Origin of the sequence: uncultured Helcococcus sp., assembly GCF_946998255.1 — a bacterium.
Taxonomy (GTDB): domain Bacteria; phylum Bacillota; class Clostridia; order Tissierellales; family Peptoniphilaceae; genus Helcococcus.
In genome coordinates this window covers 1-22,727 of record NZ_CAMPYN010000009.1, presented here as the reverse complement: position 1 = coordinate 22,727, position 22,727 = coordinate 1, and the positions used below count along the sequence as shown (strand labels likewise).

Below are 22,727 nucleotides of genomic sequence, written 5' to 3'. Positions count from 1 at the left end.
AAAAATATGTTAGCTTTTATTTATAATGGGTAAATATATTTCGTAATTATATTAAAATGTATTCAAAGGGAGGAAGACATTTATGACATTTGAATTACCAAAATTACCATATAGCAATGATGCTTTAGAGCCACATTTTGATGCTAAAACTATGGAAATCCACCATGATAGACACCATGCAGCATATGTAAATGGCTTAAATGAAGCATTAAGTAAACATGAAGACTTACAAGATAAAAGTCTAGAAGACTTACTTACAAACTTAGATAAGTTACCAGAAGATATTCAAAAAGCAGTAAGAAACAATGGTGGTGGACACTACAACCATTCTCTATTTTGGGAGTTATTATGTAATGGCGAATGTCAAGCTCAAGGAAATCTAAAAGAAGATATTGAAAAAGAATTCGGATCAGTAGAAGACTTTAAAAAAGAATTTAAAGCAGCTGCAACAGGAAGATTTGGTTCAGGTTGGGCATGGTTAGTAGTAGATGGAGATAAGCTAGAAATTATTTCTACAGCAAACCAAGATACACCTTTAGAATTAGGCAAAGAACCTGTTTTCGGAGTTGATGTTTGGGAACATGCTTACTATCTAAAATATCAAAATAAAAGAGCTGACTATGTAGATGCATTTTTTGAAGTTTTAAATTGGGAAAAAGCTGAAGAAAGATACAATGAATTAGTTAAATAAAATATTTAATAAACTGGTTAAATAGAATTTTCTATTTTAACCAGTTTTTATTTATTATTAAATAAAGCAGAATCATGTTATTCAAATAGAGAGTTTAGAGCAGGATTCAAATTAACATAAAAATGTCATATAATATTAATATAAGTGAAAAAAACTTTGACATAGGAGGAAAAATGAAAAAACCTAAAGTATTAAAAAAAGGTGATAAAATAGCTATAGTTTCCTTATCATTAGGAATACTAGGTGAAGACTTCACCAAACATCAAGTTGAAATTGCAGAAAAGAGATTAAAAGAAGACTATGGTTTAGAAGTAGTTTATATGCCAAATTCTAAAAAGGGTATTCAATACTTAGGAGATCATCCGGAAGCAAGGGCAGAAGACTTAAAGGCGGCATTCAAAGACGATTCTATAGATGCGATTATGACTGCAATAGGGGGCAATGATACCTACAAAACCTACCAATATTTATTTGAAGATGAAGAATTTAAACAACTAGTAAAAGAAAAACCAAAACTATTCACAGGATTTTCCGATACTTCTATGAATCATTTGATGTTTCAAAAATTAGGTTTAAATACTGTTTACGGACCTGCATTTTTAGTTGATATTGCTGAATTAGAAGATGAAATGTTACCATATACAAAGGAGTACTTTGACCTATATTTTGAAAAAAATAATGGTTTTGAAATAAAATCTGCTGACACTTGGTATTTAGATAGGGATTCTTTTGGTTCGGACCAAGTAGGTGTAGAAAGAACACGTGTAGAAGAAAAACATGGTTTTGAAGTTTTAAACAATGGAAAAGGAAAAGTTCAAGGTAAACTGTATGGTGGATGTCTAGATACTATTGGTGATGCACTTTTAGACTATGTAGGTAGAGGTGTTGATGCGATTGCAGATAAATATGAACTATTTCCAAGTTTAGATGAATGGGAAGAAAAAATATTGTTTATCGAAACTTCTGGCGAAAAAATGAAGCCTTCTAGATTAAAAGAAATATTAAGTGAAATGAAAAAACGTGGTTGGTTAGAAGCTGCTAAGGCCGTGCTTGTTGGTAAACCAGTTGATGAAACTTACTATGATGAATATAAAGAAGTTTATAGAGAAATCTTTGAAGACTTAGACACACCTATTTTATATAATGTAAACTTTGGTCACTCATATCCAAGGGCTATTATACCTTATGGTTGTTTAGCAGAAGTAGACTTTGATGAAAAGAGATTATTTATTAAAGAATCAATTTTCCAAGACTAGTTAAATAAGAATATAAATACAATTTAGCCCCAAAAGTGCTTAACTCGCAATTTTTGGGGCCTTTTTTATACTCAAATACAATTTATTTATTCTCTTCTTCTCTAAGTCTTTTTAGTTCTTCATCGATCATATTAAGTATGATTGGTCTTTGTTCTGGATCTTCAATTGACCATTCATCAATTGAAATAGCAATTTTTGGACCGTAGTTATATGATTTAAACCAATCATCATATTTACTATGAAGAAGTCTGAAGTATTCTACTTGTTCAGGTGTTTGTTCATAATCACGTCCTCTTTTTTGTATGTGTTCCATGATTTTTTCAAAGCTACCTTGTAAGTAAATTAAAAGATCTGGAGCTTTCTTTGGTAGACCTTCTAATTCTTCCATCATATTGTCTAATAGGCTAAGGTAAATATTCATCTCTTCATCTTTGATATTACCTTGTTCATTGTTGATTTTGGTAAATAAGGCGTCTTCGTAGATAGACCTATCAAGCACATTGTTTTGATGTCTAAAGGCATCTTTTATAGATCTAAATCTAGTATTTAAGAAATGAATTTGTAGGGCGAAACCCCATTTTTCTTTATCTTCATAGAATCTTTCTAAGACAGGATTATCATCAACACTTTCAAAGAAAGCTTCACTACCATAATATTCTGAAATATATTTTGTATATGTTGTTTTTCCTGCGCCAATCATTCCTGCTAATACGATCACCTTGTTTTCTCCTTCCATCATAACCTCAATTCATTATTTTATTCACTGTTTTAAATTATACAAACCTACAGAAAAAAGTCAATAGAAGTCTACAATATATTGTGGATTAGATATTAGACTCATAAATTATATACTAAATATAGCTATACTTATATTTTTATCTATTAATATATGATTCAAGCTATGATATAATCTAATAAATACGATTTTAATAATAGGGGAAATATGAAAGAGTTTTTAGATATTGTTGACTTATTGAAGTCAAAAGACATATTGGTAGAATACACTGATATTGAATTAAAAATAAAAGATATTACTTACGATTCAAGACAAGTAGAGAAAGACGCTTTATTTTTTGCCAAGGGTCTACACTTTAAGGAAGAATATTTATTGTCGGCAAAGGACTTAGGGGCGTGTGCCTATATATCAGAAAAGAGATATGACATAGATTTGCCTTATATTATAGTAAAAGATATAAGAAAGGCTATGTATATTGTTGCGGACTATTTCTTTGACTCACCTGACAAGAAATTAAAAATGATTGGAGTAACTGGTACTAAGGGGAAGTCAACTACTGTGACCATGCTTAAGGCTATCTTGGATAATTATTTACTTGCAAATAAGCAAAAAAGAGCTGGGCTTATTTCAACTATTCTTACTTATGATGGGATAGTAGAAAAAGAATCTACAATAACAACTCCTGAATCTATAGAATTATATAGACACTTATCGAATGCTGTAAATTCTGGTATTGAATATATGGTGGTAGAAGTGTCATCCCAAGCTTTGAAATATGACAGATTAGGTTATATAAACTTTGACATAGGAGCTATATTAAATATAGACAGTGACCATATTGGTGAATTAGAACATCCGACCTTAGAAGACTATGTAAATTCAAAATTGAAAATGATAGATAGAAGTAAGAAATTAGTCTATTATAAATCAGGGAATAATGTTGAAAAGATTGAAGCCAAGTCTAAGGAAATAAATACAATTTCTTACGATATAAATAATTCAAATGCTGACTTTAATATAAGTGACATAAAATATGAAAAGTTTATTAATAATTTTAAAATAAATGGAAAAGAATTTTCTATAAATTTATTCGGTGATTTTAATGTGGCAAATGCAACTTGCGCCTATATAATTGCTAAAAATTTTGGTGTGGATGATAATTCTATAAAAGAAGCTTTAGAAAGATTAGAAATTGAATCTAGGTCTACTATTATCTATACTGAAAATAAAAAGTTGGTTGTAGTTTTAGATTATGCTCATAACAGGATTAGTTTTGAAGAAAACTTTAAGTTTTTCAAAAATAATTATCCTGATTATAAGATTTATTCGGTTTTTGGGGCGACTGGAAACAAAGGATTGAATAGAAGAATTGACTTGGGAGAAGTATCCTCAATGTATTCTGACAAAGTTTATTTAGTGCCAGACGATCCAAATTATGAAAATCCTATTGCTATATCAAAAGAGTTAGTGAAATCATTTAAACAAAAAATAGATTATGAAATATTTGAAAGTAGAGAAGATGGAATTAAAAAGGCATTTTTAGATGCTGATGATCATACCATATTATTTATTGCAGGAAAGGGAACAGAGCACTACCAACAAATAGAAGGAGAATATATAAAAATAAAATCTGATCAAGAGGTTGCCTTAGATGAAATAGAAAAATATAATAATAAATAAAAAATCTGCCTTCAGGCAGATTTTATTTTTCTTATATTTAATTATGTTTTTCAGCTTGTTCAATTTCCCAATGTAGAACAAAAGTGATACCAACTCTTAAAATCATTATAATTGCTAAGGTTATTAGTTCATTCATATTGGTTATAGTAAGAGTTTTTATAATTTCTCCACCCAGGAAGAAGTTAAGGCCTAGGGAAAATGCGTGACTTAGCATGATTGCTGTTTTTTGTTCTGCAAAATTAAACTTTGTTTTAACAAAATTTATTAAGCCTACTAAAGAGCCAAACAATATCACTAAAAGTCCTACAGCTTCTAAAGCCAAGGATGCTATATAAGAAAAGTCATGTATAATAACTTCTAAAAATTCTGTCATTCTTACCTCCATATAGACTATATTATAGCATATATGGTCTATATTTTAACAATATTAATTAAAATATTTATTAGAAATTAAGCATTTTCGATAATTTTTACTATCTCTTTTATCGCTTCTTCAGTATTTCTTACAACTACTCCACCAGCATGATAGATACCACCTAAAACATAATGGTTCATACCAACAGTTGGTATATCATATTTATTGGCAGTAGCAAGCCTTATATCAGAATGAATAGCTACAATTTTTTTATTTAGTTCTACCGCTAGTCCTAGTTCCATAAATACTCCACCATCTAAAGGATTAGATACATCTGCAAAGAATATATCGCATTCTTTAACTGCATTCATGTCACCTAGAAAAATATCCTCTGGCGTAGGAAGAGAGGATTTATTTTCATTAAATGGTTGGTCTATAGGGTTAAAGATTTCAAGATTTGGGAAATTCTCCCTAAGTAATTTTCCTTCTAGTTTTCTTTGAGCAACTTCTGCCTCGTTAAATAGTGATCCTGCTAAATATAATTTCATATCCACCTCCATATATTTATTTATATACTATCATATTTTGGATAAAATTATTTTAGAAAATTTCTTAAGTCTTTTTTTATTATAGATAGATTTTTGCTATAATTAGTATATATGTGATTAAGAAGATGTTATATGTTTAATTAAGAAATTAGTAGGATTAAAATGAAAAAAGAACTTATAGATTTAGAAGATGTTGAGAGATTAGCAAAGAAATTAGCTCCCCTGTTAAAAGAAGGAGATGTTGTATCCTTAAATGGAGATCTTGGAGCTGGTAAAACAACTTTAGTCCAATATTTAACTAGAGAATTGGGAGTTGATGACTATGTTACTTCTCCAACATTTGCCTTGGTAAATATATATTTTGGTGATGTTGCTATAAACCATATGGACCTTTATAGGCTTGAACATCCTGATGAACTATTGCAATTAGATTATGAATCATATTTTTATCCAGATGGTATTACCTTTATAGAGTGGGCCGAAATGGGTCAAGGATACCTACCAAAGGATATGATTGAGATAAATATAGAGAAAAATGGAGAAACAAGAAATTTTGAATTGCTTGAAAATAATAAAAGAGCCAAAGAGATAGGAGAGAGCTTAAATGAAAGTTTTAGCAGTTGATACATCAACTATGATGTCATCTATAGCAATATTAGATGGGGACACAATTATAGGCGCTTCATCTATAAGTTTAAAAGAAAGTCATTCTGAAAAATTAGTATTGCTTATAAAAAGACTTTTGGATGACTTAAAATTAGATATTAAGGACATAGATTTGCTAGCTGTTTCTAAGGGGCCGGGTTCTTTTACAGGTTTAAGAATAGGTATGACCAGTGTAAAAGCTATAGCCCAAGCTCTTGATAAACCTATTGTGGGAATATCAACCCTAGAAGCGATGGCTTTTTCTATTTTAAATAATGGCCATGTATTAGCCTTGATAGATGCTAGAGGAACTAGATATTTTGCAGGCCTATTCCATTGGGAAGAGGACGGGTTAGTTGAAGATTTTCAAGAAATAATTGAAGAAGTTGACCTATATGAAAAAATAAAAAATATAGAAAATTTAGTAATAGTTGGAGATGGGACAAAAAAATTGGGAGAGGACATATTAAATCTTTCAAATGTCCAATTAGCCCATCCTGCTTTAAATAATGCTATAGGGAAAAATGTGGCAGTTTTAGCGAGAAGACAATTTGATCTTGGTCATGTTGACAATAGCTTTGATTTAGAACCGGAATATTTAAGAAGATCACAGGCGGAGATAGACTTTGAAAAGAAAAACTTATAGGGAAATTGAAGAAAAAGATATAGAAAGACTTTTAGACTTAGAAAAAAACTTTCCTAATCCTTGGCCAGAAAGGGCCTTTTTTATAGAGCTTGAAGGAGAATTTAATAAAAGTATAGGCCTAGAAGTTGATGATATTTTAGTAGGATATATATTTTATAGTGCTTATCCTGATGAAATAAATATCAACCATTTTGTTATAGATCCGAAATATAGGAGAATGGGTTATGCCAGTGATATATTGGAATATCTTTTTAGTGAATTATCTAAAAAACAATTGGTATATTTAGAAGTTAATACTGAAAATACTCCAGCCATAAATTTATATAAAAAGTTTGGATTAGAAATTATATCTACAAGAAAAAATTATTATGGGCAAGGAATAGATGCCTTTATTATGAAAAAAGATAGGAGAGAGGCCTTATGATTACTCTAGGGATCGAATCTTCATGTGATGAAACTGCAGTTTCAGTAATTGAAGATGGAAGAAAAATATTATCAAATACAGTATTTAGCCAGATTAAGACCCATGCTAAGTATGGTGGAGTTGTGCCTGAGATTGCATCAAGAGAGCATTTACAAGCCATAAATTATGTTGTAAGGGAATCTTTGAAAGATGCTGGAATTACATTTGAAGATATAGACCTTATAGCAGTAACAATGGGACCTGGCCTAGTAGGAGCCTTATTAGTTGGTATGTCCTATGCAAAAGGTTTAGCCTTAGCCTTAGATAAGCCTTTAATAGGAGTTAACCATATGGAAGGCCATGTTGCAGCTAATTATTTAGCTCATCACGATTTAGAACCACCATTCGCATCTCTAATAGTATCTGGAGGACATACATATTTGGTTGATGTTACTTCTTACACAGATTACAAGGTAATAGGACAAACAAGAGATGATGCTGCTGGGGAAGCCTTTGATAAGGTTTCTAGAGTATTGGGTTTAGGATATCCGGGAGGACCAGCCATTCAAAATGCTGCAGAAAAAGGAAACCCACAAGCCATAGATTTTCCAAGGGTTATGTTGGAAAAAGATTCTTATGATTTTTCCTTTTCCGGATTAAAAACATCAGTGACAAATTATCTTCACAATCAAAAGCAAAAAGATTTGGAAATAGATATTTATGATACTGCAGCTTCATTCCAAGAAGCTGTTTTGGATGTATTGGTAGAAAAATCAGTAAGGCTAGTAAAAGAATTGGGTAGAGATAAATTTGTCTTATCAGGTGGAGTAGCAGCAAATAAACCACTAAGGGAAAGATTAGAAAAAGAAATGTCAGAACTTGGTGTAAAAACTTATTTTCCACCTTTATCCTTGTCTACTGACAATGCAGCCATGATTGCTTGTGCGGGGTACTACAACTATAAAGAATTTGGACCTGATGATTTAGATATAAATGTATATCCAAATCTAGGTTTAAGGAAAGGATAATATGTCAGACTTATTAAAAGGATTAAATAAAGAACAAAAGGAAGCTGTTTTACATACAGACGGTCCCTTGCTTATTTTAGCAGGAGCAGGATCAGGTAAAACATCTGTTTTAACAAGGAAAATAGCCTATCTTTTAGAAAAGGGAAAAGCTGATGAATTTGATATATTAGCCTTTACCTTTACAAACAAGGCAGCAAATGAAATGAAAGAAAGAGTTGCTGACCTTTTAAATAAAGAAGTTGACCACATGTGGATTGGGACCTTCCATTCCATATGTTCTAGGATTTTAAGAAGAAACATAGATAAGCTAGGTTATAAAAACACTTTTTCAATTTACGATACTACAGATAGTAGGTCTTTAGTGAAAGATATCATGAAAGATTTGAGAATTGATGAAAAGTACACACCAATCAGAGAAGTAATAGCAGTTATTTCTGATAATAAAAATAAATTTATTTCTCCGGAAGAAAGTGCTGAAAATGCATTTTATGAAAGGCAAAGAAATATTGCTGAAATATATAAAGTATATGAGAAAAGAAAAAAAATAAACAATGCCCTGGACTTTGATGACTTGATATTGAAGACCATAGAATTACTTGAAAAAGACCAGGAAACCAGGGATTTCTATGCTAGAAAATTTAAATATATTTTTGTGGATGAATACCAAGACACCAACCAAGCTCAATACAGGTTGATTAGATTATTTACCAAGAAATACAAAAATATATGTGTTGTTGGGGACAGTGACCAATCCATATATTCATGGAGGGGGGCAGATATAAGCAATATCTTAAACTTTGAAGAAGACTATAAAGATGCCAGAGTAATTCTTTTAGAGCAAAATTATAGGTCTACAAATAAGATTTTGGATGCTGCCAATGACTTAATAGCTAACAACCTAGAAAGAAAAGATAAAAACTTATGGACTGCCAATAAAAAAGAGTTTCCAATAGTCTATAGAAATTCAGCAACAGAATATGATGAAGCAGAGGATTTAGTACTAAAAATCCAACAAATGGCAAATGCCGGTTATGACTTAAATGAGATGGCCATCCTTTATAGGACCAATGCCCAGTCTAGGGTTTTAGAAGAAAAACTTATGCAAAACCATATAAACCATAAGATTATTGGTGGCTTAAAATTCTATGATAGGAAAGAAGTTAAGGACATAATTGCCTACTTAGCCTTAATAGCTAACCCAGATGATAATGTGGCATTAAAAAGAGTTGTAAATACTCCTAAAAGGGGCATAGGTGATACCACCTTATCTAAGTTAGAATTTTATGCAAATAATAATGGCGAATCAATGTTTGATTCTATATATAGCGATGGTCTAAAAGATAGTTTATCTAAAGCAACCATCAGTAAACTTAGAAACTTTGCCGATACTATAATGGAATTCATCCAAAATGTTGACAATTACTTGGTTACAGATCTGCTATTAGATGTTTATGAAAAATCTGGCTATAAAAAAATGCTAGAAGATTCAAAGAGAATTGAAGATAAGTCAAAAATAGAAAACTTGTCAGCCTTGACTGATGCTGTTCAAGAATTTGAAAGAAGAAATGAAGAAGCAACACTATATGATTACCTTCAAAATGTAAACTTGTTATCTGATGTTGATAAAACAGAAGAAAATGATAGGGCAATTAGCCTTATGACTATCCATTCAGCCAAAGGACTAGAATATGATGTAGTCTTTTTAACAGGTATGGAGGAAGGCCTATTCCCATCTCTAAGAACTATGGAAGAAGGTGGATTAGAAGAGGAAAGAAGATTGGCCTACGTTGCTGTTACCAGAGCCAAAGAAAGATTATTTGTTTCATCTGCTGCAAGTAGGACAGTCTTTGGTAAAAGAGCCTACACTAAAAGATCAAGGTTTATAGATGAAATATATAGTCATCTTGATGAAGAAAAAGCCCAAGTAAATGATAGTTTCTCATCAGCCAATACTTACTTTGATCAATTCGATAGTTTTGAAGCTAAAAGAGAAAGAATCAGACAAGAAATCCAAGAGAAAAAGAAAAGATTTGAAGACAACTTACAAATGGATTTCAATATTGGTGACAAGGTCGACCACAAGAAATTTGGTCAAGGTATGGTAATCTCCGTTGAACGAAAAGATAATGGAGATGAACTTTTAGTCAATTTTGATAAATCAGGATTAAAAAGACTAAATGCCAAACTAGCAAAATTAAAAAAGTTATAGGTGAAAAATATGGAGAGAATGACAGAATTAATCAATAAAATTAAAGAATTAAACTATCATTACTACACTCTAGATAAGCCTTTAGTTAGTGATAAAGAATATGACGCCTTATACCAAGAGTTAAGGGACTTGGAGAAAGAAACTAATACTATCTTAGATGGGTCACCAACCCAGGAAGTAGGTGGACAGATACTTGAAAAGTTCACCAAACACGAACACTTGGGAAGATTATATTCATTAGACAAGGCCCAATCATATGAAGAATTATCAGACTGGATAGATAGGGTAGAAAGACTTAGACTTTCCTATAATCAGAGTCATGACGAAAACTTACCTAAGCTTGAATACATTGTTGAATTAAAATTTGATGGTTTAACAATTAATTTGACTTATAACAATGGAGAGCTTATAAATGCTGCTACTAGAGGAACTGGCACAATTGGTGAAGAGATTTTAGAGCAAGTAAAAACTATAAAAACTATTCCGAGAAAGATTGATTATAAGGGACTTATAGAAGTATCTGGTGAAGGAATCATGCCTTTGTCAGCCCTAGAAAAATATAACAAGGAAAATGTAGACCAGCTTAAAAATGCTAGAAATGCTGCAGCGGGAGCCTTAAGAAACCTGGACCCAGCTATTACTAAAAAAAGAAATCTGGATGCCTATATCTATAATATCGGCTATATGGAAGAAAATATTGTAGATAGCCAAGAAGAGGTTATAGAATTTCTAAAAGAAAATAAGTTCAATACCTATCCTTTTGTAAAAAAGATAGATAATTATAAGGACCTTATAGGAGTCATAGAAGAGATTGCTGACCTTAGAAAACGTATAGATGTTTTAACAGATGGAGTAGTTATAAAAATCAATGACTTTGCAACCAGAGAAGCTTTAGGCTATACAAATAAGTTCCCAAGATGGGCTATAGCCTACAAATATGAAGCGGACCAATATTTAACAAAACTGCTAGATGTAGAATGGAATGTTGGTAGGACCGGCAAGGTAACTCCAGTTGCTATATTAGACCCAGTAGATATAGATGGGGTAACCGTTTCAAGGGCAACCCTAAATAACTATGATGACATAAAAAGAAAAAAGGTAAAACTAGGTTCTATGGTGCTTATAAGAAGGTCGAATGATGTAATACCAGAAATACTTACAGCTGTAGAGGATGAGGCCATACAAACAGAAGAAATTGAAAAACCAAAAGTATGTCCATATTGCCATAGTGAATTGTTTTATGATACTGTCCACATATATTGTCCAAATTCTCTAAATTGTAAGCCTCAATTAAATGCGAGACTTACACATTTCGCTTCAAGAGAAGCCATGGATATAGAAGGTTTGTCTGACAAAACTGTAGACCAACTAATAAATGTTTTAGATATAAAAGAATTGGATGACCTTTATGAATTAAATGAAGAAGACTTAGCAAAACTAGAAGGTTTCAAAGATAAAAAAATTAATAACCTTCTTACAGCTATAGAAAATTCTAAGCATGTGAAACTTGAATCTTTTATATACGCTTTAGGAATACCAAATGTAGGAATAAAAACTTCCCAAGACCTGGTTGAACACTTTGGGACTTTGGATAAAATAAGAAATGCCAAAGTTGAAGACTTGTTAGAAGTTGAAGATATCGGTCATATTACAGCTAGGGGAATTATTGATTTCTTTAATGAATCTCATATAGAAGTTGCCTTAGAAAAACTATTATCCAAGGGTATAGAATTTGAAGATTCTAATATAGACAAGTCTGATGAATTAGATGGTCTAACAATCGTTGTTACAGGCTCTATAGAAGGGTATAATAGAAAAGAGATAGAAGCTAAGCTTAAAAATATGGGAGCTAAAGTTACATCTGCTGTATCAAAAAACACAGATATATTATTAGCCGGTGAAAAGGCAGGCTCTAAATTGACAAAGGCCCAAGAGCTAGGTATAAAAATATACCAAGATCAAGAACTAATGAAATTTTTAGAAGGATTAGAATAATGGATGCAAAAAGATATTATGAAAGGGCATTTTTAAATCTGCCCCAAGATGAAAATGAAAAACAAATTCAAATTGAAAAATTTGAAAGTGTTGTAAATTCAGTAAATAACTTATTAGACTTACAGGTAGAAGGTGAAGAATATTTTGAAATAACTTCAGAACTATCATCTCCACTACGTCCTGATGAAGTTAAAGAATCAACAAACAGAGAAGAAATATTTTCAAATACAGACCATAGAGAATATGGCTACTTTAAACTAGATAATATAATGGAAGACTAGGTGGCTTATGAATATTAAAGAATTACATAAAAAATATTTAAATAAAGAATTAACAGTAGAAGCTTATATAAAGTCTGTCTTTGAAAATATAAAGACAAATAATTACCATGCTTATATAAGCTTAAATGAAGAAGCAGCTTTAGATAAAGCGAAGAAACTAGATGAAAAACTTAAGGATGTCAAAGAACTAAGTCCTTTGTTTGGTGTGCCTGTAGCAATTAAAGACAACATATTAACTAAAGGACTAAAGACAACAGCAGGATCTAAGTCTTTATCGAATTATGTGCCAATATATAATGCTGATTTAATTGAAAAATTAAATCTTAGCGATTATATTTTGATAGGTAAGACAAATATGGACGAATTTGCAATGGGTTCATCTTCTGAAACATCACATTATGAAACAACCATAAACCCATATGATCCAAGTTTAACACCAGGAGGTTCTTCTGGTGGATCTGCAGCAGCCGTAGCAGCTGATGAAGCTATAGTCTCTTTAGGTACAGATACAGGTGGATCATCAAGAAACCCAGCTGATTTTTGTCATATAGTTGGCTTTGCCCCTTCCTATGGTGCAATTTCAAGATATGGAGTTATATCTATGTCAAATTCTTTGGATAGGGTAGGAATAATGGCTAAAAATGTTTCCGATGTTAAAACCCTATTCGACCAAATAAGAGGCAAATCAGAAAATGATTTTACAAGTCTAGACTTTGAAAATAATAAGGAAAAAAATGAAAAATTAAGAATAGCTAAATTCAATTTAAGAGATGAATATAAGGTAGATCCAGATATATTAAAGTCATTCAATGAAAGTGTTGAAAAACTTGAAACAGAATTTGGTCAAATAGAAACAGTAGATGTTGACTACCTGGAGTACATCAATTCTGCCTATACAGTTATAATGTCTATTGAAGTTGAAGCTAATATGGCTAGGATAGATGGTCTAAGATATGGAGAATCTGTTTCTGACTATGAAAATACTGACGATTTCTATATCCAAAATAGGACTGAAAACTTTGGTGAAGAAGTAAAAAGAAGATTAGCACTAGGTAACTTCTTTGCTTCAAAAGATAATAACCAAGTATATTATAAAAAAGCTATGCAAGTAAGACAGCTAGTTAAAAAGCAAATGGATGACTTATTGGATGAATATGATGTAATCTTATCTCCAACAACTACATTAAAAGCTAAAAAGGTAGGGGAAACTAGTCAAGATGCAAATGCATCCTTTGATTCAGGCTTGTTCAATACAATTACAAACTTATCAAACTTGCCTGCAATTTCTATTCCAATGAAAGATGATCAAATAGGATCCTTACAAATAATTGGAAAAAGAAATGACGATTTAAGATTACTAGATATAGCTGAAGAAATAGAAGGATTATTATAATGAAAACAATAATAGGATTAGAAATTCATGCGGAACTAGCTACAGCTAGCAAAATGTTCTGCTCATGTAAAAATGAATTCGGTGCTGCACCAAACACACTAGTTTGTCCAACATGCTTGGGACATCCTGGTACACTTCCAAGGGTGAATGAGAATGCTATTAAACTAGCTGTAAAAGCTGGTTTAGCCTTTGATTGTGAAATTAGACAAACAATGAAATTCGATAGAAAAAAATACTTTTATCCAGACTTAACCAAGGGCTATCAAATTACCCAACAAGATGAACCTTTTGCAGAACATGGATACCTAGAAATAGAATCAAATGGTGAATCTAAAAAGATAAGAATCCAAAGAATCCACGTAGAAGAGGATACTGGTAAATCTACCCATACAGAAGGTGGAAATAGTTTACTTGACTATAATAGGGCTGGTGTGCCACTTATTGAAATTGTTACAGAACCTGACCTAGCATCAGCTGAAGAAGCAAAAACTTTCTTAGAAGGCCTAAGAGAAAGATTAAAATATATTGGTTCTTCAGATGTTAAGATGGAAGAAGGTTCTTTAAGATGTGACGTTAACGTCAATGTTGTAGATGACCAAGGAAATAAGCATGCTATAGTTGAAGTTAAAAACTTAAACTCATTTAGGGCTGTTGAAAGAGCAATCTTACATGAAGAAGAAAGACAAAAGAAAGCCTTAGAAAATGGCGAGACTTCAAGCAAAGAAACAAGAAGATGGGATGAAGCTTCAGAATCAACAATTTTAATGAGAAAGAAAGACGAAGAAAATGACTATAGGTTTACAGTAGATGCAGACCTACCAAGGTTGAATTTATCTGACGAATTTATAGCTGAAATAAAAGATTCTATTCCAGAATTACCTGGAGACAAGAAGAAGAGATACATGAAAGAATATGGTCTAAATGATTATGATGCAAATGTCTTATCTAAAGATAAGGAAGTGTCACATTATTATGAAGACTTATTAAGCCTCTTCAATGAACCAGAATTAATAGCAAACTGGATTTTAACTGAAACCTTAAGAAGAACTAAGGAACACGAAATAAGTGTTAGTGAAATTAAGCTATCAAATGAGAACTTTATTAAATTATTGAAACTTGTTAAAGATGAAAGAACATCAAATAACTCTGCTAAAAAGATTTTTAGACAAATATTTGAAACAAATGAAGATCCAGAACAAGTGATGAAAGACAAGGGCTTAGAACAAATAAATGACCCTGATTTCTTGATAAAACTTGTAAATGAAGTACTTGATGAAAACCCACAATCAATAGCTGACTTCAAGGATGGTAAGGGTAGAGCCTTAGGATTTTTAGTAGGACAAGTAATGAAGAAATCACAAGGTAAGGCAAAACCACAAGAGGCTAATAAACTTATAGCAGAGGAACTAGAAAAGAGATAATAATGGAAATAATACTTTCAACCTCCAATAAAGATAAAATATATGAAATACAAAATATCCTTGGTGACCAATATTGCTTATTAAGTAAAAAAGACCTGGACATTGAAGATTTTGATGTAGAGGAGACAGGTAGCAGCCTAAAAGAAAACGCCTATATCAAGGCTAAAAGCTTATATGATCGATTTAAAAAGCCTGTCCTAGCAGATGATACAGGGTTATTTGTAGATGCCTTAAATGGCAAACCAGGCATTTATTCTGCAAGATATGCAGGTGAAAATGCAAGCTACGAAGATAATAATGATAAATTATTAAAAGACTTAAGTGATATAAAGGACTTAGATAAAAGGACAGCAAGATTTATTACAGTCCTATGCTTTATTGATGAGAATGGAAAAGACCATTATCTTGAAGGTGAACTTGAAGGCTATATAAGTTTTGAAAGGCTTGGTCATGAAAATAAATTTGGATACAATCCTATATTCATAATAAAGTCATTAGATAAGACCCTAGCCCAAGCTAGTGACCAAGAAAGGTTATCTGTAAACCATAGGAGAAGAGCCTTAGATAAACTAAAAGTTTTATTGGAGGAAATCAAATGAAAATAGCTATTGTTTCTGATACCCATGGAAGATGCGACCAAGTAATAAGTGATTTATTGCTAAGGGATGATATAGAATTACTTATTCATCTAGGTGATATGGTTAGTGATGCTAAATTAATTCATGAAAAAACTGGCCTTCCTATGCATGTAGTTAGGGGGAATAATGATTATTATGATGAAAATACCCCATGGAAAATGCTCATAAGACTTGAAAGTCATAAAATACTATTGACTCATGGTCATCTTGAAAGAGTTGGATGGTCAAATACTAACTTAATTTATGCCGCCAAAGAAGCAGAGGCTGATATGGTTTTCTATGGCCATACCCATGTTTATGACTATAGGGAAGAGGATGGATTAATAATATTGAATCCTGGATCTGCCGGCTATGACCGTGGTGGTGAGTATGAATCCTATGTAATCATGGATATATCAAAAGATAATATAGAAGTTGAAAGAATAAAATTATAAAAAATAAAGACCTTAGATTAAATCTAAGGTCTTTTTGCTTTTATTTGTTGTGTTTATTTAATCTAGCACCATTTTTGGTATACCTATATAATTTATCTTTTATATAGTCTGCAGGTATTTCTGTAGCTCTCCACTTCCAGTTTGTACCTAGAGTGTTTGGCACATTCATCCTTGCATGGTTATCAAGGTCTAGGATATCTTGTAGTTGGAATATAGCCCAGTTTGCTACTGAGTTCATACAAGTTCTAATTATACCCCAGTTATAACCTTCGTCACCTTGCAAGCCACAGTATTCAACTGCCCTTTGTAGGGTAGCAGGGTCTACTGACTTAAACCATCCAGTGATTGTTTCATTATCATGAGTACCTGGATAAACAACATAATTTGTATCATGGTTGTGAGGTATGTGTTCACTATTCATTTCTTCATTGAAAGCAAACTCTAAAATTTTCATTCCTGGGAATCCAGTTTTTTCTCTAAGGTCATAAACTCCCTTAGTCATGAATCCAAGGTCTTCTGCGATGATTGGCATATCACCTAGCTCTTCTTTTACAACTCTAAATAAGTCATACTTAGGACCTTCAACCCACCTACCAGGAGCTGCATTTTCGCTACCTGCAGGTATTGACCAATATGAATCAAAACCTCTAAAGTGGTCTATTCTAATCATGTCGAACAACTTAAATGATGCTCTGATTCTTTCTATCCACCATTTATAATTTTCTTTCTTATTTGCCTTCCAATCATAAACAGGATTTCCCCATAATTGTCCATCATCTGAGAAATCGTCTGGTGGAACTCCACCAACTTCTTTTGGTGATAGGTCAGGGTTTAGTACAAATAGGTCTGGATTTGCCCAAACATCTGCTGAATCTTCAGCTACATAGATAGGTATATCTCCAATCATTTCAATATTTTTACCATGGGTGTAGTCTTTAAGTGCTTCCCATTGTCTGAAAAATAGGTATTGTAAGAATGAATGGAATTCTATTTCTTCCTTATGGTCTTTAATGAACTTTTTCATAGCCTTAGGATCTCTAAGTTTGTATTTATCATCCCATTGAATCCAAGATATACCATCATGGTAGTCTTTCAATGCCATAAATTGAGTATAGTCATCTAACCAAAAAGCTTCTTGAGTTTTGAAATGTCCATAATCTTTTGATTCTAAATCAAATTTTTCAAAAGCCTTTCTTAAAACTGGGTATCTTTCATGGTAGATTCTACCGTAATCAACTGAAGAAATGTCTACATTTTCATTCATATGTTTTACATCTTCATATGTCAATAGACCATCATTGATTAGGTAATCTATATCTATGAAATATGGGTTTCCAGCAAAGGTTGAAAAAGATTGATATGGACTGTCACCATAGCTGGTTGGACCAACAGGTAAAAGTTGCCAATAGCTTTGTCCAGATTCAACAAGAAAATCTACAAATCTTCTAGCGTTTTCGCCTAAACTACCGATTCCATAAGGACCTGGTAGGGAAGATATGTGCATTAGAACCCCAGAATACCTATTCTCATTAATTTTCTGGTAATTATATTCTTCTGTCATATTTACTCCTATATAATTTTAGTATTTACTATTACTTGTTTTTCAATTGGTGCAGTATCCAATAATAATTCTACGGATTTTTTTCCGATTTCGGCAGGGTTGATATCTACAATTATTAATGGTAGCTCACTTAGTTCTGCCAAAAGTGTGTTGTTAAATGTAAGTATATCATAAATCTTATTAACTTCCTTAGCTCTTTTTGAAATACCAAAGGCTATGAGGTCATCGGTAGTTGCAATAGCATCATAGTCCTTTTTGAATATTTCATCAGCTATATTATAAGCGTCATCTATATCAAAGTTTACTGAATAAATGTCGTCTTTAGAAAAAGTTAAGTTATTCCTTAATAGTGATTTTTTATATCCTTCCATTCTGTCGATGGTTACAGTCAAATCTTTATTTCCTGTAACTAAAGCTATTTTTTTATTGCCCTTATTTATTAGCTCATCCACAGCCATTTCCATGGCTTCAACATTGTTGTTGTTGACACTTAAAATGTTTTTATTATCATGTCTACCGATGATTACAGTAGGTGTTGAAGTTTCGACTAGATATTGGAGAGTCTGATCTTCCTGGTGTACAGAAAGTTTTATTACTCCATCTATTTTATTAGTTTGTATCAGTTGTTTCACCTTATTGTCTTCTTTTTTTATATTATTTGAAGAGAATACCAAGAGCATATCTTTACCATGTAGGTTTAATTCATAACTAATGGCTTCTAAGGCTTCGATATAGAAAGAGTTTGTAAAGGACTGTTTAGGAGTCCTATCTAGTACCACAGCAATGGTATTGGTGTTTTTAGTAGCCAAGGCCCTTGCTGTGTAGTTAGGTTCATATCCAGTCTTTTTAATAACATCCTGGACTTTTTTTCTCGTAATCTCATTTACATTTTTCTTGCCAGAAACAACTCTAGATACAGTTGATATACTAACACCTGATAAGTAAGCTATATCCTTGATTGTAACTTTGCTATTCATGAGATACCTAATTTATTCTCTTTGTTGTTTCACCATTAAAGAAATGTAGGGCATCTAAATCAAATTCAAAATCATGGATTTCATCAATTTCATATTTATAGTGACCTGGTTGAGAAATGATAACTTCTTTATCATCATCAAGTTTAACATAAAGTACTTGTTCTTTACCAAGCATTTCTATAACGTCAATTCTACCTTTGAAACTATTTTCTTTACTTCCTGCTAATAATCTTTCTGGTCTAATACCTAGATAAACTTTTTTACCTTCATGGGCATTTAATAACTCTTTATCAGCATCCTTTGGTTCAATGTCAATTGCTCCATTGTCTGAAACGAATCTTCCATTTTGGTAAACACCCTCAAAGATATTCATTGTAGGTGAACCTATAAATTTAGCAACAAATAAGTTTGCAGGAGTATTATAAAATTCATTAGGTGTACCAAATTGTTGGATTTCACCACCGTCTAAAAGTAAAATCTTGTCAGCCATTGTCATAGCTTCAGTTTGGTCGTGGGTAACATATATTGAAGTTGTACCTAATTGTTTGTGAAGTCTAACTAGCTCAACTCTCATGTGTTCTCTAAGTTTAGCATCAAGGTTTGATAGAGGTTCGTCCATCAAGAAAACTCCAGGTTTTCTAACCATAGCACGTCCAAGAGCAACCCTTTGTCTTTGTCCACCAGATATATCTGAAGGTTTAGAATATAGGTAGTCTTCTAATTGAAGTACTTCTGCTGCTTCCATAACCTTTTGGTGTATAACTTCTTTTCTTTCCTTTTGCATTTTTAATGAAAAGGCCATGTTATCATATACTGTTAAGTGAGGATATAAAGCATATGATTGGAATACCATAGCTATATCTCTATCTTTTGGTTGTACCTTGTTCATTAGTTTACCACCGAAGTATAGCTCACCTTCTGTGATTGAGTTAAGACCAGCTATCATACGTAATAGGGTGGACTTACCACAACCTGATGGTCCTAATATAACTAAAAATTCTTGGTCTTCTATTTCTAAATTAATATTTCTAAGTGTGAAATTTTCTCTTCCCTCGTATTTTTTACCGAGGTTTTCCATTGTAACTTTCATCTTTCCTCCTAACCCTTAACTGAACCAGAACTTAAACCAGATACTAATTCTTTTTGTAAGCTTGTAAATAGTATTACAATTGGTAAAGCTGTCAATAAACCACCAGCAGCAAATACTGGTTGGTGCATATTTCTAACATCACTTATCAATGTTTGTAATCCAGTGGCTAAAGTATAATCTTCATTACTTGTTAGCAAGATTGCTGGTAGCATATAGTCCATGAATGGGCCGATGAAGGACCATAAGGCTATAATTGCTAGCATAGGTCTTGCTATAGGCATAATTATCAATTTATAAACTTGGAAGTTTGAACATCCATCTATCTTTGCAGCTTCATCTAGTTCTTTTGAGATTGAGTCAATATATCCCTTTAGAATAAATGTATTACCAGCAATACCACCACCAGCATAAATCATTATCAACATGGCAGTCCTTGAAAAACTTGGAACTATACCAGAGATGATTGTGTGTAGGGCGTAGTAGGCTGTAATACCTGCAAAAGTAGGTATGATTTGAATAAGCATTATTCCCATTAAACTCATCTTTTTACCCTTGAATCTATATCTTGAATAGGCATATCCTGTAAAGGAAACTATTGTAAGAGTCAATAGGGTAGAAATTATAGCTATTATAATGGTATTTTTTGTCCATAATAGGAAGTTTGTTTCTTTAAACAAATATTCAAAGTGTTTTAAGGAAAAGGCAAATTCACTTGAAAGTGATATATATGCACTTTGGTTACCATTAAAACTTGATAAAACCATTATTCCTAGTGGGAATATGATAACTACAGCCCAAACTAAAAGTATTATATAGGATATAGCCAACATAATTTTTCCGGCTGTGTTTAGAGGTTGCTTATCAGATAAATATAAGTCTTTATTTTTATTTTTCTTCTTAAACATCTTAATCCTCCTTAAATGCTTTCATGTCTCTCATACCTAAGAAGGTAACAAACATCAATGTTAAGGATACAATCATAGTTACAGCAGCACCTAAAGCTTGGTAGTTGTTTCCTATAGTCAATTTATAAATATAGGAAATTAAAATATCTGTAGATCCTGCAACGTTACCGTAAGTACTTGGTAAGAATGGTCCACCACCGTTGAATAGGTGAATAATTGAGAAGTTGTTAAAGTTAAATGTATACTGTCCAATTAATAGGGGACCTGTTTGATACAATACAAGAGGTATAGTAATCTTTAGTGTTTGTTGGAAGCCTGTTGCTCCATCAATTTCTGCAGCTTCATATAGGTCTTTAGGTATAGATTGTAAGATACCTGTAGTTAGTAAGAATATATAAGCTGATCCTAACCAACCTTGTAATAGCATCAAGATTGCTCTTGTTTGTATAGTATTATTTTTAATATCTACTGGCATACCAAATATTGTATCTCCAAATACTGATTTTATAAGGCCTGTTAAAGGTCCATTACTTGCGAACATTTGTGAGAAAAACATTATTGTAATAAAGGCAGGTACTGCCCATGGTAGTAGGTAGATAGTTCTAAAGAATCCTTTGAATCTAATTCTTTCTTGGTTAGCAATCAAGGATAAGATAAATCCTATTGCTATAGCTAAAGTTGTTGCGCCAAAGGTCCATATTAGTGTCCATAAAACTATTGGCCAGAAAGCCATACCGGCAACACCTTCACCTCTAAATAGGGTAGCGTAGTTGCCTAATCCTATCCATTGGAATTTAGATTGGTGGTTAGGATCATAGTTTGTAAATGACAAGAATACAGTTGTAATAATTGGTACTAAAACTATAAACATAGTTACGATAGCAGCTGGTGAGATTACTAAGTATGGGAAACCATCTGTTGATATACTTTGTTTGGTTTCAAACCATTCTTTTCTTCTTATACCTTTAATAAGCCCTTTTTCAACTGTATTTACATCTTTAAAGGAAATATAAAATATAACAAGAGCGATTACAAGTAACATAATAGCTATGATACCTTCAATTAAGAAGATAACTGACCTATCTAATCTACCGCCACCTTGGGCTAGACTTATAAGTCCTTGTATACCTTCACCTTGGTAGTTTCCATATCCTAGTGCATAAGGAATGGATACTAAATATATAAATAATGTCCCTATAAAGAAGAAAATAGCTTTCATATATTGTTTATTTAATAATTGTCCTAAACCTGGAATCAATGCAGTTGCATATGAGATAAGTGGCTTGGTTTTATCTACTTCAATAGGAGTTTTTCTTCTTATATCAGATTTGTCAGATTCTAAAACATTTATTCCTGATTTAAAATCCATCTTAATTCTATGTTTGATATTTTTAATATCTTCTTCATAAGCTGTCTTTTTATTGAGGTATGAATATGATTTTATATCATCATCAGCAGCTCTCTTTTTAGCCTTTTTCTCAGTTTTTAATGCAGTTTTAGATATAATTTTTTTCCTAAATTTACTATCTAATTCTTTCAATTCTGCATCAAGTTGTTCTTTTCTAATATTTGTTTTTGCTGCAATTTCTTTGTTAGCTTGGTCTATTTCACTTTGGCTTATATTTGCTAACTGAGCAGATCTTTCTTTTAGTTGTTCATGTAGATCTTTATCATGAGAAATTATTCCTGGGATATGCATGACTTCTCTTTCAGCTATTAGATGTTCTAATTCAGCATCATATGTCAAATCTACATAATCTTTGTAGAAACTTTCTTTTTTTACAGCCTTGTAATATGTTTCTTCAAGATCTCTAATTTTTTTATTTTCTATATTA

22 protein-coding genes are annotated in these 22,727 nt (G+C 32.0%); 14 read left to right on the top strand and 8 right to left on the bottom strand.

The window, feature by feature from the left end:
- Nucleotides 1-82: 82 nt before the first annotated feature.
- Both Q0U66_RS01600 and Q0U66_RS01595 read left to right on the top strand, forming a co-directional pair.
- Complete coding sequence (locus Q0U66_RS01600) at nucleotides 83-691, top strand: superoxide dismutase (RefSeq protein ID WP_297376790.1); 609 nt, start codon at nucleotides 83-85, stop codon at nucleotides 689-691.
- A gap of 173 nt (nucleotides 692-864) precedes the next feature.
- Nucleotides 865-1,947 (top strand): S66 peptidase family protein, encoded by a 1,083-nt coding sequence (locus tag Q0U66_RS01595; protein ID WP_297376787.1) that lies wholly within the window; start codon nucleotides 865-867, stop codon nucleotides 1,945-1,947.
- An 82-nt stretch (nucleotides 1,948-2,029) separates the two neighbouring features.
- Here the strand turns inward: Q0U66_RS01595 and Q0U66_RS01590 are convergent, their stop codons facing one another.
- Nucleotides 2,030-2,683, bottom strand: a complete 654-nt coding sequence (locus tag Q0U66_RS01590; RefSeq protein ID WP_297376786.1) for a deoxynucleoside kinase — start codon at nucleotides 2,681-2,683, stop codon at nucleotides 2,030-2,032.
- A 207-nt stretch (nucleotides 2,684-2,890) separates the two neighbouring features.
- Here Q0U66_RS01590 and murE point away from each other — a divergent pair, with 207 nt between their 5' ends.
- Nucleotides 2,891-4,363: a Mur ligase family protein gene (gene murE, locus Q0U66_RS01585; protein ID WP_297376783.1), complete on the top strand. Its 1,473-nt coding sequence runs from the start codon at nucleotides 2,891-2,893 to the stop codon at nucleotides 4,361-4,363.
- 37 nt (nucleotides 4,364-4,400) lie between these two features.
- Here murE and Q0U66_RS01580 read toward each other — a convergent pair whose 3' ends face one another.
- Nucleotides 4,401-4,736, bottom strand: a complete 336-nt coding sequence (locus Q0U66_RS01580) for a DUF1622 domain-containing protein (RefSeq protein WP_297376781.1) — start codon at nucleotides 4,734-4,736, stop codon at nucleotides 4,401-4,403.
- 77 nt (nucleotides 4,737-4,813) lie between these two features.
- Nucleotides 4,814-5,266, bottom strand: a complete 453-nt coding sequence (locus Q0U66_RS01575) for a nucleoside 2-deoxyribosyltransferase (protein ID WP_297376779.1) — start codon at nucleotides 5,264-5,266, stop codon at nucleotides 4,814-4,816.
- A gap of 162 nt (nucleotides 5,267-5,428) precedes the next feature.
- On the opposite strand from Q0U66_RS01575, the gene tsaE reads away from it, so the two are divergent.
- Genes tsaE through Q0U66_RS01520 form a run of 11 tightly spaced genes read left to right on the top strand, consistent with a single transcriptional unit; the run spans nucleotide 5,429 to nucleotide 16,359 of the window.
- Nucleotides 5,429-5,890 carry a tRNA (adenosine(37)-N6)-threonylcarbamoyltransferase complex ATPase subunit type 1 TsaE gene (gene tsaE / locus Q0U66_RS01570; RefSeq protein ID WP_297376777.1) on the top strand — a complete coding sequence of 154 codons (462 nt, stop codon included), beginning with the start codon at nucleotides 5,429-5,431 and terminating at the stop codon, nucleotides 5,888-5,890.
- Nucleotides 5,871-6,557 carry a tRNA (adenosine(37)-N6)-threonylcarbamoyltransferase complex dimerization subunit type 1 TsaB gene (tsaB, locus tag Q0U66_RS01565; protein ID WP_297376775.1) on the top strand — a complete coding sequence of 229 codons (687 nt, stop codon included), beginning with the start codon at nucleotides 5,871-5,873 and terminating at the stop codon, nucleotides 6,555-6,557. The genes tsaE and tsaB overlap by 20 nt, the downstream gene beginning before the upstream one ends.
- The gene (locus tag Q0U66_RS01560; protein ID WP_297376773.1) at nucleotides 6,538-6,981 is read left to right on the top strand and encodes a GNAT family N-acetyltransferase; all 444 of its coding nucleotides are present in this window, start codon (nucleotides 6,538-6,540) and stop codon (nucleotides 6,979-6,981) included. The genes tsaB and Q0U66_RS01560 overlap by 20 nt, the downstream gene beginning before the upstream one ends.
- On the top strand, nucleotides 6,978-7,988 hold the full coding sequence (tsaD, locus tag Q0U66_RS01555; protein WP_297376771.1) for a tRNA (adenosine(37)-N6)-threonylcarbamoyltransferase complex transferase subunit TsaD: 1,011 nt from the start codon (nucleotides 6,978-6,980) through the stop codon (nucleotides 7,986-7,988). Before Q0U66_RS01560 ends, tsaD begins: the two co-directional genes overlap by 4 nt.
- Before the next feature lies 1 nt (nucleotide 7,989).
- Entirely contained in the window at nucleotides 7,990-10,197 is a 2,208-nt protein-coding gene (locus Q0U66_RS01550; RefSeq protein WP_297376769.1) for an ATP-dependent helicase, read from the top strand.
- Nucleotides 10,198-12,192, top strand: a complete 1,995-nt coding sequence (ligA, locus tag Q0U66_RS01545) for an NAD-dependent DNA ligase LigA (protein ID WP_297376767.1) — start codon at nucleotides 10,198-10,200, stop codon at nucleotides 12,190-12,192.
- Nucleotides 12,192-12,473 carry an aspartyl/glutamyl-tRNA amidotransferase subunit C gene (locus Q0U66_RS01540; RefSeq protein WP_297376765.1) on the top strand — a complete coding sequence of 94 codons (282 nt, stop codon included), beginning with the start codon at nucleotides 12,192-12,194 and terminating at the stop codon, nucleotides 12,471-12,473. Before ligA ends, Q0U66_RS01540 begins: the two co-directional genes overlap by 1 nt.
- A gap of 7 nt (nucleotides 12,474-12,480) precedes the next feature.
- Nucleotides 12,481-13,866 (top strand): amidase family protein, encoded by a 1,386-nt coding sequence (locus Q0U66_RS01535; RefSeq protein WP_297376763.1) that lies wholly within the window; start codon nucleotides 12,481-12,483, stop codon nucleotides 13,864-13,866.
- Complete coding sequence (gatB, locus tag Q0U66_RS01530) at nucleotides 13,860-15,287, top strand: Asp-tRNA(Asn)/Glu-tRNA(Gln) amidotransferase subunit GatB (protein WP_297376806.1); 1,428 nt, start codon at nucleotides 13,860-13,862, stop codon at nucleotides 15,285-15,287. The genes Q0U66_RS01535 and gatB overlap by 7 nt, the downstream gene beginning before the upstream one ends.
- A 2-nt stretch (nucleotides 15,288-15,289) precedes the next feature.
- On the top strand, nucleotides 15,290-15,886 hold the full coding sequence (rdgB, locus tag Q0U66_RS01525) for an RdgB/HAM1 family non-canonical purine NTP pyrophosphatase (RefSeq protein ID WP_103981433.1): 597 nt from the start codon (nucleotides 15,290-15,292) through the stop codon (nucleotides 15,884-15,886).
- Nucleotides 15,883-16,359 (top strand): metallophosphoesterase, encoded by a 477-nt coding sequence (locus tag Q0U66_RS01520; protein WP_297376760.1) that lies wholly within the window; start codon nucleotides 15,883-15,885, stop codon nucleotides 16,357-16,359. Before rdgB ends, Q0U66_RS01520 begins: the two co-directional genes overlap by 4 nt.
- 40 nt (nucleotides 16,360-16,399) lie before the next feature.
- On the opposite strand, the gene malQ is transcribed toward Q0U66_RS01520, so the two are convergent.
- From malQ to Q0U66_RS01495, 5 genes are all read right to left on the bottom strand, one after another.
- Complete coding sequence (gene malQ / locus Q0U66_RS01515) at nucleotides 16,400-17,920, bottom strand: 4-alpha-glucanotransferase (protein ID WP_297376758.1); 1,521 nt, start codon at nucleotides 17,918-17,920, stop codon at nucleotides 16,400-16,402.
- A gap of 8 nt (nucleotides 17,921-17,928) precedes the next feature.
- Nucleotides 17,929-18,897: a LacI family DNA-binding transcriptional regulator gene (locus Q0U66_RS01510; RefSeq protein WP_103981430.1), complete on the bottom strand. Its 969-nt coding sequence runs from the start codon at nucleotides 18,895-18,897 to the stop codon at nucleotides 17,929-17,931.
- 7 nt (nucleotides 18,898-18,904) lie between these two features.
- Nucleotides 18,905-19,987, bottom strand: a complete 1,083-nt coding sequence (ugpC, locus tag Q0U66_RS01505; RefSeq protein ID WP_297376755.1) for a sn-glycerol-3-phosphate ABC transporter ATP-binding protein UgpC — start codon at nucleotides 19,985-19,987, stop codon at nucleotides 18,905-18,907.
- Nucleotides 19,988-19,995: 8 nt separating this feature from the next.
- Nucleotides 19,996-20,892, bottom strand: coding sequence for a sugar ABC transporter permease (locus tag Q0U66_RS01500; RefSeq protein WP_103981428.1), 897 nt, complete (start codon nucleotides 20,890-20,892; stop codon nucleotides 19,996-19,998).
- A 1-nt stretch (nucleotide 20,893) separates the two neighbouring features.
- Nucleotides 20,894-22,727: carbohydrate ABC transporter permease (locus Q0U66_RS01495; RefSeq protein WP_297376752.1), on the bottom strand; the 1,834-nt coding region annotated here is incomplete at its 5' end.